Genomic DNA, 13,558 nt, shown 5'->3' on the forward strand with positions numbered 1-13,558 from the left:
GGCGCAGTTTTGCCGATAAGTAGAAGAAGAGATTTTTTAACTTCCGAATATGACCTTGAACCCGACTTAAATAAGTACTTTCTACCTATGGCTAAAATTATCGGCATCATCGTCGTATTCGCGAGCGTGCTCGGCGGATACGTGCTCTCCCACGGCAAAATTGCCGCCCTGATCCAGCCCTTCGAGGTGATGATCATCGGTGGTGCGGCCCTCGGTGCATTCCTGCAGGCCAACCCCGGTTACATGACGATGCACGTGCTCAAGAAGTCCCTGAGCATGTTCAGTTCGCGTTTCAGCCACACGTTCTATCTGGAAGTGCTGGGCCTGATCTACGAGATCCTCAACAAGAGCCGCCGCGAAGGCATGATGGCCATCGAAGGCGACATCGAAGACGCCGCCGCGAGCCCAATCTTCGCCAAGTACCCGGCCGTGCTCAAAGACGAACGCATGACCGCGTTCATCTGCGATTACCTGCGCATCATGTCCTCCGGCAACATGGCGCCGCATGAGCTGGAAGGCCTGTTCGACATGGAACTCTATAGCCTCAAGGAAGACCTCGAGCACCCGTCCCACGCGGTGAACGGCATCGCCGACGCCATGCCCGGTTTCGGTATCGTCGCGGCGGTACTGGGTATCGTGGTGACCATGGCCTCGCTGGGTGAAGGTGATCAGAAATCCATCGGCCTGCACGTCGGTGCGGCATTGGTCGGTACCTTCTTCGGTATTCTCGCGGCCTACGGCTTCTTCGGTCCGTTGGCCCACTCCCTGGCCCACGATGCCAAGGAAGAGCTGAACGTTTACGAGGCCATCAAGGCTTCGCTGGTGGCTTCGGCTTCCGGCATGCCGCCATCGCTGGCCGTGGAGTTCGGGCGCAAGGTTCTGTACCCGGCGCACCGTCCAAGCTTTGCCGAGCTGGAACAAGCCGTTCGCGGTCGTTAAGCCATGGAAAATAATCAGCCGATAATCATCAAGCGCGTCAAGCGCATAGCCGGCGGGCATCACGGCGGGGCGTGGAAAATTGCCTTCGCCGACTTCGCCACGGCGATGATGGCGTTCTTCCTGGTGCTGTGGCTGCTGTCCACGGCAACGCCGGAGCAGAAGATCGCCATCGCCGGCTACTTCAAGGACCCGGTCGGCTTCTCCGAAAGCGGCACGCCGTACATCATCGATCTGGGCGGCACGCCGACCCTCGCGCCGGAAAACACCCTCAACCCCGAGGTGAAGTCGCAGCCGCAACCGGACAAGGTTACGGTCGACACCGAGCAGGTCGAAGGCATGGCCGAACAGGTCGAGAAAGAACGCCTGGAGCTGTTGCTGCAAGAACTGCAGAACAAGGTCGACGAGAACCCGCAGTTGCAGAAGTTCAAGGATCAGATTCTGTTCGAGATCACCCCGAACGGCTTGCGCATTCAGATCATGGACGCCGAAAACCGGCCGATGTTCGACTCGGGCTCGGCACGTCTGAAGCCGTACTTCGAAGACATCCTGCTGGCGATGGCCGACACCATCAAAGCGGTGCCGAACAAGATCAGCATCAGCGGCCACACCGATGCCAAGCCGTACACCGGCACCGGCGATTTCGGTAACTGGGAGCTCTCGGCCAACCGTGCCAACGCCGCCCGGCGTGCGCTGGTGGCGGGCAGCTATCCGGACGGGCAAGTGGCGCGCGTGGTGGGTTATGCCTCGTCGGCGCTGTTCGACAAGGAAAACCCGTTCAACCCGGTCAACCGCCGCATCGACATCGTGGTGTTGACCAAGAAAGCCCAGGCGGCCATTGAAGGTTCGCAAGGTGCTGATCCGGCCAAGCCTGCGGTGGAAGGTGAGAATGGTGCTGCCCCGGCAACGCCGGTCGATCCGAACGCGCTGCCGGCGGATCAGCAACCGGTGCCTGCGCACGAACTGCGCGAACGCTTGAACCTGTTCGACGACGCGCCACCCAAACCGGCCACGCCGGCAAGTGCGCCGCCGGCACCCACAGCACCACCGGCCACTGCACCGGCTGTCGCGCCGAAGCAGTAACCGACAAAAAGCCACGGTCACCGTGGCTTTTTGGTTTCTGCCTGCGTCGCAATGAGCAGTCGCAGTTATCGCAATCACGGAAGATCAGTTATGGAAAGACTCAAAGCCTATTTTCAACGGCACGGGAACGCACCCTTCAAATTTGGTGAGGGGCGGGTCAGTGGCTATATTTCAGCCACCCTCGGGCTGTTGAGCCTGCTGGCGGTGCTCTGCTTCCTGTTTCCTGAATGGCTGACCACCGCCGAACTGCGCAAGGTCTATGACGAGCAGTTCGCGCGCACCACGCTGTTGCTCGGGCTGGTGCTGTCGTTCAGCCTCGGCACCCTGAACATCCTGCTCAACAAGCGCAAGCGCCTGGGGATTACCGGGCTGGTCGCATCGGGGCTGGCGGTGTTCCTCGGCGGCACCAACGTGCAAGTCAGCGAAATCGGGCAGACCCCGTACTCGCTGGGACTGGACTGGTTCGTCCTGGCGCTGCTGGTGTCGGCGATCGTGTTTATTCCGCTGGAAAAACTCTATTCCAAGGATCCCGAGCAAAACATCCTGCGCCCGCACTGGCGCACCGACCTGACCTATTTTTTCGTCAGCCACATGCTGGTGCAGTTCATCCTGATTTTCATCACCGCCTCGTCGGGTTACATCGCCGGCTGGGCGGTATCGCCGGGGTTGCAGGCCAGCGTCCAAAGTCTGCCGCTGGTGGTGCAGTTCCTGCTCGCGGTGCTGGTGGCGGATCTCGGCCAGTATTGGCTGCATCGTCTCTATCATGTGGTGCCATTTCTGTGGCGCATCCACGCGGTGCATCACTCCAGCACCCACATGGACTGGCTTGCCGGTTCGCGCGTGCACTTCATCGAAATCCTGCTGACCCGCACCGGCGTTCTGGTGCCGCTGATGCTGCTGGGGTTCGCGCCTCAGGCGTTGAATGCCTACGTGATTCTGGTCGGCGTCCAGGCCGTGCTGGCCCATGCCAATGTACGCATCAACGGCGGCTGGCTGAACTACCTGATCGTCCTGCCGCGTTATCACCACTGGCACCATGCCCGGCACAAGGACTACATCTACAAGAACTACGCGATTCACACGCCGTTGGTGGACATGCTGTTCGGCACGTTCAAGCTGCCGCCAAAAGAGTGGCCGGTGCGTTATGGCGTGTTTGGCAAGGAGCTGCCGGGCGGGATCGTGCGTCAGCATCTGTATGCGTTTCAGAAGCCCGAGCCGAAGTAGGGCAGCTGGACACAAAAAGCCCCGAATGTTCGGGGCTTTTTTGTGCGCGTCAGAAGCCGCGTCGAATGCGGTTTTTCAATTGATCGTGGAACAACTCGGCATCGCGTTTGTACGTGCCCTTGATGGTCTCGTTGATCGAATCCAGTGTCATCGAGCGTTTGTTCGACACCTCTTCACGATAGGCATCGATGAAGAAATTCAGATCACTGGCCGTGCTCAGCTTCGGCCACTTGTCCAGATAAGCCGGCAATTGCGTGGGCCCGGTCTTGAACGAGCAGATCCGCCGATTGCTGATCGTCGCCTCGCCGATTTCGAACGGCACCCACCACGACAATGCGGTTTTCTCCGACACCACCGCCAGCAGGTGCGTGCATTCGGTGATGTTGCGCGTGATAACCCCGGTGATGTCGTCGGTGGTCTGCGATTCCGGGTCGAGCACGTCGAGGTAGGTCTTGATGTTGGCCTGCATCAATTGGCTATTGATGGCCATGGCCTGTGGACGATCCATGTGGCGGTAGCTGATGAATACGGGCATCAGAAGTGTCCTTTTATGGCGAGTTCGCGGTAGTAGGCGCCGAGGGCGGTAAGTCGGCAGCCGGTGGAGTTTATGGCGGCGTAGTACATGTGCTCGGCGTCCACGGGTTCAATCAGGCTGTGGCGATTGCACTTTTGCAGTTGGGCGAAGATTTCGCCGTGCTCGGGGAGGAACGTCGCTTCGGTGGGTTCGTAGCTGGGATCGAGGACGAACGTTGACTCGGCTTCGGCAAACCACTCCGGCAGTTTGCGCAGGATCTCCTTGGCGATCAGCGGCGAGACTTCGCGCAGGGAAATGAACTGCGAGACGTCGGTCTTGAACACCGGGCGCTGCTCCCAGACGTCGAGTGCGTTGTCGACAAAGGCATACAGGCTGCCGGGGGTGATCTTGCCGAGAATGTTCGCCGCGCCGCCGTGCAGGGCCTGCAGCAACAAACCGGTGAAGACACCGTGTTGCGCGCCTTCCATCGCCGGCTCTTCCTTTTTGCAGGCGGTCAGAATGGTCATGCCTTCGCCGACCACGCTGCTCTCGCTGCGCAGGGCGCGCACCTCGCCGGCCGCGCCGCTCTGGCAGCAGTCGAGGATGATCACTTTGTTTTTGATCTTCGTGGCTTTGGTGGCCCAGTTGAGAATGTCGCTGATGCGAATGCCGTCCTTGGTATTGCGATAGTCCTGCGGCAGCAGCATGCCTTCATCGTTGTCGGTGTTGAAGCCACCATGTCCGGCGAAATACAGCAGCGCGACGTTGCAGTCGCCGGAGAACAGTTCGCGAATCTGGTCCTCGAGTTTTTCCCGGCTCAGGTAATCCTCGGCGGACGTCAGCACCACGTTCTTGAAGTTGGGATCGCCATTGGCGTCAGTCTTCAGCACCGAGGCCATGGCCATGGCGTCGTTGCTGCAACCGCTCAGGCGTGAAACATGGGCGTAGTCGTTGATCCCGATAAACAGTCCTTTGCGCATGGTTACACCGCCGTGTGCAGGCGAATCGCACTGACGATGCTGTTGGTGTTCCACGCGCATTCGGCGTGAGCGGCGTCAAGCACCACGGTGGAAATGCGCTCGGCGCCGAATGGCTTGATCGCGATGATCACCTTGCCCATGCGTTTGGCGATCTCGATTTCCTTGTTGATCCACTTGCTGTAGGTCGAATACATCCCGGCCATGATCAGTACCGCCGAGCAAGGGCGAATCTTGTTTTCGATGGCTTCTTCGAGCTGCTTGTCGGTCTGCGCGCCCATGATCGGGTTATGCGGCGGCACGGAAAAATTCTTGAAACTGAAATCCGGCTTGGCGTCGAGCAGGCGTACCAGATTGTCGTGAGCGTGGGCGTAGTTCCAAGAATGGCTGATGAACAGGTGATAGGTCTGCATGGGGTTCCTCGAAGGTCGCAAAGGTGCGAAGGAGGACCCCAATCTAGGCATCTGGAGCGTGCCTACAAGGGCCGGGCGGTGAAAGAGAAATGTCCTACAAGCAGGCGCGGACGGGCCTGTCAGAAAGGTCTGATGTTTAACGGTTCAGGGGATTTGTCAGGCGCGTTCCGACATCCGGCAGCCCTCGGGCGAGGTGCTGCCGGTGCGGATGTTTAGTAGCCGTTTTCCGGCAGGCTGGCGATGATCGAGCGATAGCTGTTCATCCGTTGCTGCTGCACGCGGCCATCTTCCAGGGCCTTGAGCAGTGCACAACCCGGTTCGCGATCATGCTTGCAGTCGCGGAAGCGGCAGGTGCCGAGCAGGTCGTTGAACTCGATGAAACCGGCTTCGACATCGGCGCGGCTGACGTGGCCCAGACCGAACTCACGGATACCCGGGGAGTCGATCAGTTCACCGCCACCGGGGAAGTGGAACAGGCGCGCGGTGGTCGTGGTGTGAGTGCCCTGGCCGGACAGCTCGGACAACGGCCCGACACGGGTTTCGACTTCCGGCAGCAGGCTGTTGACCAGCGACGACTTGCCGACGCCGGACTGGCCGACGAACACGCTGATGCGCCCGTCGAGCTGCTTCTGCAACTGTTCCATGCCGTTGCCGTGGTGCGCCGAGACTTCCAGCACTGGATAACCCAGCGTGCGATACACCGCCAGCAGCGCATTGAGCGCCGGAGCATTCTGCTCGTCGATCAGGTCGAATTTGTTCAGCAGCAGCAGCGGGCGGATGCCGGCGTGCTCGGCGGCGACCAGGTAGCGGTCGATCAGGTTGGCGTGCGGCTCAGGCAGCGGCGCGAAAACGATGACGATCATGTCGACGTTGGCCGCTACCGGTTTGAGTTGGCCACGGCTGTCCGGGCGGCACAGTTCGGTGGTGCGCGGCAGTTGCGCGACGATCACTCCGATGCCCTGATTGCCGGCACGCCAGACCACCTGATCGCCGGTGACCAGCGCCGGCAGGTTGGCGCGCAGGTGGCAGCGGAATACCTGGCCGGCCAGTTCGCCGTCCACGGCCTCGACCTCGACCTGCACACCGAAGTGGGCGATCACCAGGCCGTGTTGCTCGGGGCCCAGGTCGCCGCCCTCCAGGGCTTCGACCGCCGAGGACTCGCGTTTGGCGGCGCGGGCGGCGCGCTCGCCCTGAATCTTTTCGATGCGCCAGTTTTGACGACGATTGAGTTGGCGTTTGGCCATGGGTGTTCCGTCTGAAGAATGCAGCGATTAGGTAAAACGGCCGCGAGTTTAGCACGCCCGGGCACCGGCCTAGGCTAAACTGCGCAGCATTGCCTAGGAGCCCGAATATGCAAAACCCGCAGAACCTGATCTGGATCGACCTGGAAATGACCGGTCTGGATCCGGAAAACGACGTCATCATCGAAATGGCCACCATCGTCACCGACAGTGACCTGAACACCCTGGCCGAAGGCCCGGTGATCGCCATTCATCACAGTGACGAAGTGCTCGCCCGCATGGACGAGTGGAACACTCGCACCCACGGCAACTCGGGCCTGACCCAGCGTGTGCGTGACAGCCGCATCAGCATGGCTGAAGCCGAGGCCGAAACCATCGCGTTCCTGGAAAAGTGGGTGCCGAAGGGCAAGTCGCCGATCTGCGGCAACAGCATCTGCCAGGACCGCCGCTTCCTTTATACCCACATGAAGGCGCTGGAAAACTACTTCCACTACCGCAACCTCGACGTCTCGACGCTCAAGGAACTGGCCGCGCGCTGGGCGCCGGACGTACGCGACAGCTTCAAGAAGGGCAGCACCCACCTGGCGCTGGACGACATCCGCGAATCGATCGCCGAGCTGCAGCACTACCGCAAGCACTTCATCAAGTTCTGATGCTGCCCCTGTAGGAGCTGCCGAAGGCTGCGATCTTTTGATCCTGTTTTTCAGAGTCAAAGTCAAAAGATCGCAACCTGCGGCAGCTCCTACAGGGGATCGTCGTGTTCGCGCCCTCTTCTGGTGCGACGCTGAAATGGCTAGACTGCGCGCCTTCCTGCCAGGACCGCCACCATGTTGCTGATGCTCTATCTGATTGCCATTACCGCTGAAGCCATGACCGGCGCGCTGTCTGCCGGACGGCGCGGCATGGACTGGTTCGGGGTGGTGCTGATCGCCTGTGTCACGGCGCTGGGTGGTGGTTCGGTGCGCGACGTGCTGCTGGGGCACTACCCGCTGACCTGGGTCAAACACCCGGAATACCTGGTGCTGACCTCGGCGGCAGCGATGCTCACCGTGTTCACCGCCCGCTGGATGCGTCATCTGCGTTCGCTGTTTCTGGTGCTCGATGCGGTTGGCCTGGTGGCGTTCACCCTGATCGGCTGCATGACGGCGCTGGAAATGGGCCACGGCATGCTGGTGGCTTCGGTCAGCGGCGTGATCACCGGTGTCTTCGGCGGCATCCTGCGCGACATCTTCTGCAACGACATCCCGCTGATCTTCCGTCGCGAGCTGTACGCCAGCGTCTCGTTCGCGGCGGCGTGGTGCTACATGCTCTGTCTGTACCTGAATGTGCCGGGCGAGCAGGCGATCCTGATCACCCTGTTCGGCGGTTTTCTGCTACGGCTGCTGGCGATCCGTTTCCACTGGGAAATGCCCAAGTTCGTTTATAACGACGCACCTTGACGTCACTCTGGCGGGCACGTGGAAATATCCTGTTGGGAATGTTGCATAGATGCCACACCTCTAAATAGGGTAAAAAATATAGTTTAAATGGGGTATTTCTTTCTTAAATACCCTTTTAAGTTCTTTTTTACCTCATTCAGAAGGTTGCCTGAATCATGCACTCACTCACCCCGGAATTTCTTGACGCCTTGCGCTTCGACGGTCTTCAGATTTCGACGCTTCGTGCATTGGGAGAGTTTCGGGGTAAGCAACAACTGTTCGTTGCTCAATCGCCGCAGGTCCTCCAAGGGCTTACGCAGATAGCCGTGATTGAATCCACGGAGTCATCTAACCGACTCGAAGGTGTGACTGTCGCGCCAGCGCGATTGAAGTCACTGATGAGCAAAAACGCTGACCCCAAAAGCCGATCCGAACAGGAAATTGCTGGCTATCGGGACGCACTTTCGCTCATCCATGAATCTGCCGATGGGATGCCATTTTCCGAAGGTGTTTTTAGACAGTTACACGGTCTTCTTTACCGCTATCTACCTCAGGATGGTGGTGAATGGAAGGCGATGAATAACGACATCATCGAGCGCCATGCCGATGGTTCATCGCGGATTCGCTTCCAACCAGTTTCTGCTCATATGACCCCTATTGCGGTGACTGAAACCTTGGCGCATTACCACCGTGCGTTGGCATTGAATCTAGCTGACCCTCTGGTTTTGGTGCCGTTAACTGTCCTCGACTTCCTCTGCATACACCCCTTCTCTGACGGTAACGGTCGCGTCGCTCGTCTGTTGACATTGCTGCTGCTCTATCAATTTGATTACAGAGTCGGGCGATTTATCAGTCTTGAACGGATATTTGAGGAATCAAAGGAAGGCTATTACGCAACATTCGAGCTGAGTTCTCAGGGGTGGCACGAGGGTACGCACGATGTTCGGCCATGGCTGGATTATTTCTGGGGGGCATTGCTTAGAGCGTACAAAGAGTTCGAGGTACGAGTGGGCACGATAGAGAAGCGTCGAGGGGGTAAAAGCGATCGAATCAGAGACGAAGCCTTGAAGCGAGTCCTCCCTTTTGCCATCTCGGAAATTGAAGAGTCCTGCCCGGGAGTCAGCCGCGATACAGTGCGCCTGGTTTTACGATCACTAAAAGCAGAAGGACTGATTGAGCCGACAGGTAAGGGGCGCTCGGCCAAGTGGAGAAAACCGGCGTAGTCTCAAATACGGCGTTCAGCGTGCTGTTTCAGCGCCCACTCGACATGTTCACGCACCAGCTCTGACGGGTAGTCGCGGCGCGCCTTCAAGGCTTCCAGCACCGGAATGCTCGACGGCGCATTGCCCAGGCCCACGGCCAGATTGCGCAACCAGCGTTCGTAACCGGCGCGGCGTAGCGGCGAGCCTTCGGTGCTGCTGAGAAATTTGTCCTCGTCCCACAGAAACAGCTCGGCCAGTTCGGCGTTGTCCAGATTGTGCCGTGGCTTGAAGTCGCTTTCCCCGGACGGCCGAGCGAAGCGGTTCCACGGGCAGACGATCTGGCAGTCGTCGCAGCCGAACACACGGTTGCCGATCAGCGGGCGCAGGTCTTCGGGGATGGCGTTTTTCAGTTCGATGGTCAGGTAAGAGATGCAGCGCCGGGCGTCCAGCACATACGGCCCGACGAAAGCGTTGGTCGGGCAGATGTCCAGGCACGCCGTGCAGCGACCGCAATGTTCGGTGCTGTGCGGTTCGTCCACCGGGAGCGGCAGATCGACGAACAGTTCGCTCAAGAAGAAATAGCTGCCGGCCTTGCGGTTCAACACCAGCGTGTTTTTACCGATCCAGCCCAGTCCGGCTTGCTCGGCGATGGCTTTTTCCAGCACCGGGGCACTGTCGACGAACGCACGAAAACCGAATGGGCCGATCTCGGCCTGAATCTTGTCGGCCAATTGTTGCACGCGCTTACGGATCAATTTGTGGTAATCGCGGCCCAAGGCATAACGCGAAACGTAGGCTTTTTCCGGTTGCGCCAGCATTTGCGCCATTTGCGTGTCGCCGGGCAGGTAGTCCATGCGCAGCGAAACCACGCGCAACGTGCCGGGCACCAGCTGTTCGGGATGCGAGCGTTTGCTGCCATGGGCGCCCATGTAATCCATTTCGCCGTGGTAGCCGGCGGCGAGCCAGCGCTCCAGGTGCTGCTCATGCTCGGCCAGGTCCAGACCGCTGATGCCGATTTGCTGGAAGCCCAGCTCGCGGCCCCAATCCTTGATCGATTGGGCGAGGGTGGGCAGATCTGTGGTGATGGCGGACATGAGGCGAGAGAAACCGGAGCTGAGGTGCGTATAATTCTGCCAGACATCGGAGCCCGAAGACGCATGCCGCACACGAAAGATGAATTACCCGACGCGCTGTACGCTGCCGCCCAGGTGCGAGCACTCGACGCACGGCTGATCGCCGCCGGCACGCCGGGCTTCGAATTGATGCAGCGCGCCGCATATGCGTGCTGGCGCGCGTTGGTGCGGCGCTGGCCCTCAGCGACTGAGCTGACCGTGCTGGCCGGGCGTGGCAACAACGCTGGGGACGGTTATCTGGTGGCGGTGCTGGCACAGCGTGCCGGTTGGGCGGTGCGGGTGCTGGCGGTCGGTGAGCCGCAGCGTTTGCAGGGCGACGCGGCGCTGGCGCATGCCGAGGCACTCGCCGAAGGTGTTGCGGTGCAGGGCTGGAGCGCTCAGGCCGAGTTGCGCGGCGTGGTCCTCGATGCGTTGCTCGGCACCGGTTTGAGTGGCGACGTACGTGAACCCTATGCCTCAGCCATTGCCGCGATCAACGCCAGTGGCCTGCCGGTAGTGGCAGTCGATATTCCTTCCGGATTGTGCGCCGACACCGGGCGAGCGTTGGGGCTCGCGGTGCGCGCTGACCTGACGGTGACGTTCATTGGTCTGAAGCTGGGGCTGTTCACCGGAGATGCGGCAGATTGTGTCGGCGAACGGGTGTTCAACGATCTGCAAGCTACGCCTGAAACTTACAGTGACATTCCGCTCGTCGCTCGCCGGCTCAACGCGGCTAATCTGCCGCGTCTGCCTGCGCGTGCGCCGACCTCCCACAAAGGCCGCTTCGGCCATGTGCTGTTGATTGGCGGCGACCATGGCTTTGGCGGCGCGATCCTGCTCAGTACCGAAACTGCCTTGCGCAGTGGTGCGGGCATGGTCTCGCTGGCGACGCGCCCGGAGCATATCCCGGCAGCGCTGGCCCGCGTACCGGAAGCCATGGCGCTGGGCGCTTCATCGGCCAATCAGTTGATGAGCCTGCTGGAGAAAGTCTCGGTGCTGGTCGTCGGGCCGGGGCTGGGGCAGGCGAGTTGGGGGCGGGCGCTGCTGTCGGCTGCGGCGAACGCGGCGCTGCCACAGGTGTGGGACGCCGATGCATTGAATCTGCTGGCCAGCGGTGTTGTCAGTCTGCCGAAGGATTGCGTGATCACGCCGCATCCGGGTGAGGCGGCGCGTTTGCTGGGGATCAGTACCGCCGAGGTGCAGGCCGATCGCCCGGCAGCGGCACATGCGCTGAGCAAGAAATACTCCGCCGTCGTCGTGCTCAAAGGCGCCGGCAGCTTGATCGCCCATCCCGATGGACGTCTGGCGCTGTGTCATCAGGGCCATCCGGCCATGGCCACTGCCGGCCTCGGTGATGTACTCGCCGGTCTGACCGGCGCGTTGCTGGCGCAAGGCATGGACGGCTTCGAAGCAGCGTGCCTGGCGGTCTGGCTGCATGCCAATGCCGGCGCACAACAAGGTAAATTCGGCCGTGGGCTGGCGGCCAGTGATCTGATTCCAGTCATTCGTCAGTTGTTGGAGGAGCATGCACCGTGTCTGAAGTAACCCTGTACCTGGCCGATGAACAGGCGATGAGCGACTTTGGCGCACGCATCGCCCGCGTTACCCAGGGCCATGGGCTGATTTTTCTCGAGGGCAACCTGGGCATGGGCAAAACCACGTTGTCGCGGGGCATCATTCGTGGTCTGGGGCACGTCGGCGCGGTAAAAAGTCCGACCTTCACTCTGGTCGAACCCTACGAGATTGGCGACGTACGCGCCTTCCACTTCGACCTGTATCGCCTGGTCGATCCGGAGGAGTTGGAGTTTCTTGGCATCCGCGACTATTTCGAAGACGATGCCCTGTGCCTGATCGAGTGGCCCGATAAAGGTGCAGGCTTTTTGCCAAAGCCTGACCTGACCATTACCATTAGCCCGCAAGACAGCGGGCGTTCGCTGAAAATTTTATCCCAGGGCTCGCGTGGCGGGGCCTGGTGTGCCGCTTTGGCATTGGAATCCAATTAAATGATGGGGTTAGGTATGCGCTTTCGCGCGTTGGTGGCTGCCGCAGGACTGATGTTGATGGCAGTGGCCGTCAACGCTGTGGCCGACACAAAGGTCAACAGCGTGCGCCTGTGGCGGGCGCCGGATAACACGCGACTGGTCTTCGACCTGAGCGGCCCGGTGCAGCACAGCGTCTTCACCCTGACCGCACCGGATCGGCTGGTGATCGACATCAATGGCGCCACTCTGGGTGCGCCGCTGAAAGTCTCGACCGCCAACACACCGATCACCGCGATGCGCTCGGCCCAGCGCACGCCGACCGACCTGCGGGTGGTCATCGACCTGAAAAAAGCCGTCACCCCGAAAAGCTTCTCGCTGGCGCCCAACGCGCAATACGGCAACCGGCTGGTGGTCGACCTGTTCGACAACCCGGCCGATGCCGCACCGCCACCTGCGCCGACGCCACAAGTGGCGACGGTACCAGCGGTGCCGGTCACTCCTTCCGAACCTGCCATCAAGTTGCCGCCGGCCCCGGCCGGCAAGCGCGACATCATCGTGGTGATCGACGCTGGCCACGGCGGCGAAGACCCGGGTGCGTCCGGCTCGCGCGGCCAGCGTGAAAAAGACGTGGTGCTGCAGATCGCCCGCGAACTGCAGCGTCAGGTCAACGGCATGAAAGGCTTCCGTGCCGAGCTGACCCGCACCGGCGACTACTTCATCCCGTTGCGCGGCCGTACCGAAATCGCGCGCAAGAAGGGTGCGGACCTGTTCGTCTCGATTCACGCCGACGCCGCGCCGTCTGCGGCAGCGTTCGGTGCTTCGGTGTTTGCCTTGTCCGATCGCGGTGCAACCTCGGAGACCGCCCGTTGGCTGGCCGACAGCGAAAACCGTTCCGACCTGATCGGCGGTGCCGGCAACGTCAGCCTCGACGACAAGGACCGCATGCTCGCCGGTGTGCTGCTCGACTTGTCGATGACGGCGTCGCTGACTTCCAGCCTCAACGTCGGCCAGAAAGTCCTGACCAACATCGGTCGCGTGACGCCGCTGCACAAACAGCGTGTGGAACAGGCCGGGTTCATGGTGCTGAAGTCGCCGGATATTCCGTCGATCCTCGTCGAAACCGGGTTTATCTCTAACGCCAATGAAGCCTCGAAGCTGTCGGCCTCGAGCCACCAGCAGGCGCTGGCCCGCTCGATCAGCAGCGGCGTGCGCCAGTTCTTCCAGCAAAACCCGCCACCGGGCACCTACATTGCCTGGCTGCGTGACTCGGGCAAGATCGCCCAGGGCCCGCGCGATCACCGCGTGAGTCCGGGCGAGACGCTGGCGATGATTGCGGTGCGTTATCAGGTGTCGCCTGCGGCCCTGCGCAGTGCCAATAACCTCAGCAGCGATGAGCTTAAAATCGGTCAGCACCTGACCATTCCTGGCACCGAACTGGCGTCCAAAGAATGAATCA

The 13,558-nt window shown here is 60.8% G+C and carries 14 protein-coding genes; 9 read left to right on the forward strand and 5 right to left on the reverse strand.

Going from position 1 to position 13,558, the window contains the following annotated elements; translation table 11 throughout:
• The first annotated feature begins 87 nt into the window (after positions 1-87).
• The 3 genes from motA (at position 88) to KKQ10_RS12875 (ending at position 3,243) form a co-directional block, all read left to right on the forward strand.
• Positions 88-939, forward strand: coding sequence for a flagellar motor stator protein MotA (gene motA / locus KKQ10_RS12865; RefSeq protein ID WP_007952169.1), 852 nt, complete (start codon positions 88-90; stop codon positions 937-939).
• A 3-nt stretch (positions 940-942) separates the two neighbouring features.
• The gene (motB, locus tag KKQ10_RS12870; RefSeq protein ID WP_215501313.1) at positions 943-2,019 is read left to right on the forward strand and encodes a flagellar motor protein MotB; all 1,077 of its coding nucleotides are present in this window, start codon (positions 943-945) and stop codon (positions 2,017-2,019) included.
• 90 nt (positions 2,020-2,109) lie between these two features.
• Positions 2,110-3,243, forward strand: a complete 1,134-nt coding sequence (locus KKQ10_RS12875) for a sterol desaturase family protein (protein ID WP_215501314.1) — start codon at positions 2,110-2,112, stop codon at positions 3,241-3,243.
• A gap of 49 nt (positions 3,244-3,292) precedes the next feature.
• On the opposite strand, the gene KKQ10_RS12880 is transcribed toward KKQ10_RS12875, so the two are convergent.
• The 4 genes from KKQ10_RS12880 to rsgA form a co-directional block, all read right to left on the reverse strand.
• Positions 3,293-3,778 carry a toll/interleukin-1 receptor domain-containing protein gene (locus tag KKQ10_RS12880; protein ID WP_215501315.1) on the reverse strand — a complete coding sequence of 162 codons (486 nt, stop codon included), beginning with the start codon at positions 3,776-3,778 and terminating at the stop codon, positions 3,293-3,295.
• Positions 3,778-4,737: a caspase family protein gene (locus tag KKQ10_RS12885; protein WP_215501316.1), complete on the reverse strand. Its 960-nt coding sequence runs from the start codon at positions 4,735-4,737 to the stop codon at positions 3,778-3,780. Before KKQ10_RS12885 ends, KKQ10_RS12880 begins: the two co-directional genes overlap by 1 nt.
• Before the next feature lie 2 nt (positions 4,738-4,739).
• Positions 4,740-5,147, reverse strand: coding sequence for a TIR domain-containing protein (locus tag KKQ10_RS12890; protein WP_215501317.1), 408 nt, complete (start codon positions 5,145-5,147; stop codon positions 4,740-4,742).
• Between the two features lie 212 nt (positions 5,148-5,359).
• On the reverse strand, positions 5,360-6,391 hold the full coding sequence (gene rsgA, locus KKQ10_RS12895) for a small ribosomal subunit biogenesis GTPase RsgA (RefSeq protein ID WP_007950741.1): 1,032 nt from the start codon (positions 6,389-6,391) through the stop codon (positions 5,360-5,362).
• A gap of 107 nt (positions 6,392-6,498) precedes the next feature.
• On the opposite strand from rsgA, the gene orn reads away from it, so the two are divergent.
• The 3 genes from orn (at position 6,499) to KKQ10_RS12910 (ending at position 9,029) form a co-directional block, all read left to right on the forward strand.
• Positions 6,499-7,041 (forward strand): oligoribonuclease, encoded by a 543-nt coding sequence (gene orn / locus KKQ10_RS12900; RefSeq protein WP_127649007.1) that lies wholly within the window; start codon positions 6,499-6,501, stop codon positions 7,039-7,041.
• A 174-nt stretch (positions 7,042-7,215) separates the two neighbouring features.
• The gene (locus KKQ10_RS12905; protein WP_215501318.1) at positions 7,216-7,827 is read left to right on the forward strand and encodes a trimeric intracellular cation channel family protein; all 612 of its coding nucleotides are present in this window, start codon (positions 7,216-7,218) and stop codon (positions 7,825-7,827) included.
• Between the two features lie 155 nt (positions 7,828-7,982).
• The gene (locus tag KKQ10_RS12910; protein WP_215501319.1) at positions 7,983-9,029 is read left to right on the forward strand and encodes a Fic family protein; all 1,047 of its coding nucleotides are present in this window, start codon (positions 7,983-7,985) and stop codon (positions 9,027-9,029) included.
• Positions 9,030-9,031: 2 nt separating this feature from the next.
• Here KKQ10_RS12910 and queG read toward each other — a convergent pair whose 3' ends face one another.
• Entirely contained in the window at positions 9,032-10,102 is a 1,071-nt protein-coding gene (gene queG, locus KKQ10_RS12915; protein WP_215501320.1) for a tRNA epoxyqueuosine(34) reductase QueG, read from the reverse strand.
• A 63-nt stretch (positions 10,103-10,165) separates the two neighbouring features.
• Here queG and KKQ10_RS12920 point away from each other — a divergent pair, with 63 nt between their 5' ends.
• From KKQ10_RS12920 to KKQ10_RS12930, 3 genes are read left to right on the forward strand one after another with little or no spacing between them, the layout of a single operon-like run.
• Complete coding sequence (locus KKQ10_RS12920) at positions 10,166-11,665, forward strand: NAD(P)H-hydrate dehydratase (protein ID WP_215501321.1); 1,500 nt, start codon at positions 10,166-10,168, stop codon at positions 11,663-11,665.
• Positions 11,653-12,123: a tRNA (adenosine(37)-N6)-threonylcarbamoyltransferase complex ATPase subunit type 1 TsaE gene (tsaE, locus tag KKQ10_RS12925; RefSeq protein ID WP_215501322.1), complete on the forward strand. Its 471-nt coding sequence runs from the start codon at positions 11,653-11,655 to the stop codon at positions 12,121-12,123. Before KKQ10_RS12920 ends, tsaE begins: the two co-directional genes overlap by 13 nt.
• A 51-nt stretch (positions 12,124-12,174) precedes the next feature.
• A complete protein-coding gene (locus tag KKQ10_RS12930; RefSeq protein ID WP_414891273.1) occupies positions 12,175-13,554 on the forward strand; it encodes an N-acetylmuramoyl-L-alanine amidase in 1,380 nt (459 codons plus the stop codon).
• Positions 13,555-13,558 lie beyond the last annotated feature (4 nt).

The organism is Pseudomonas sp. MG-9 (assembly GCF_018729515.1).
Lineage (GTDB): Bacteria > Pseudomonadota > Gammaproteobacteria > Pseudomonadales > Pseudomonadaceae > Aquipseudomonas > Aquipseudomonas serboccidentalis.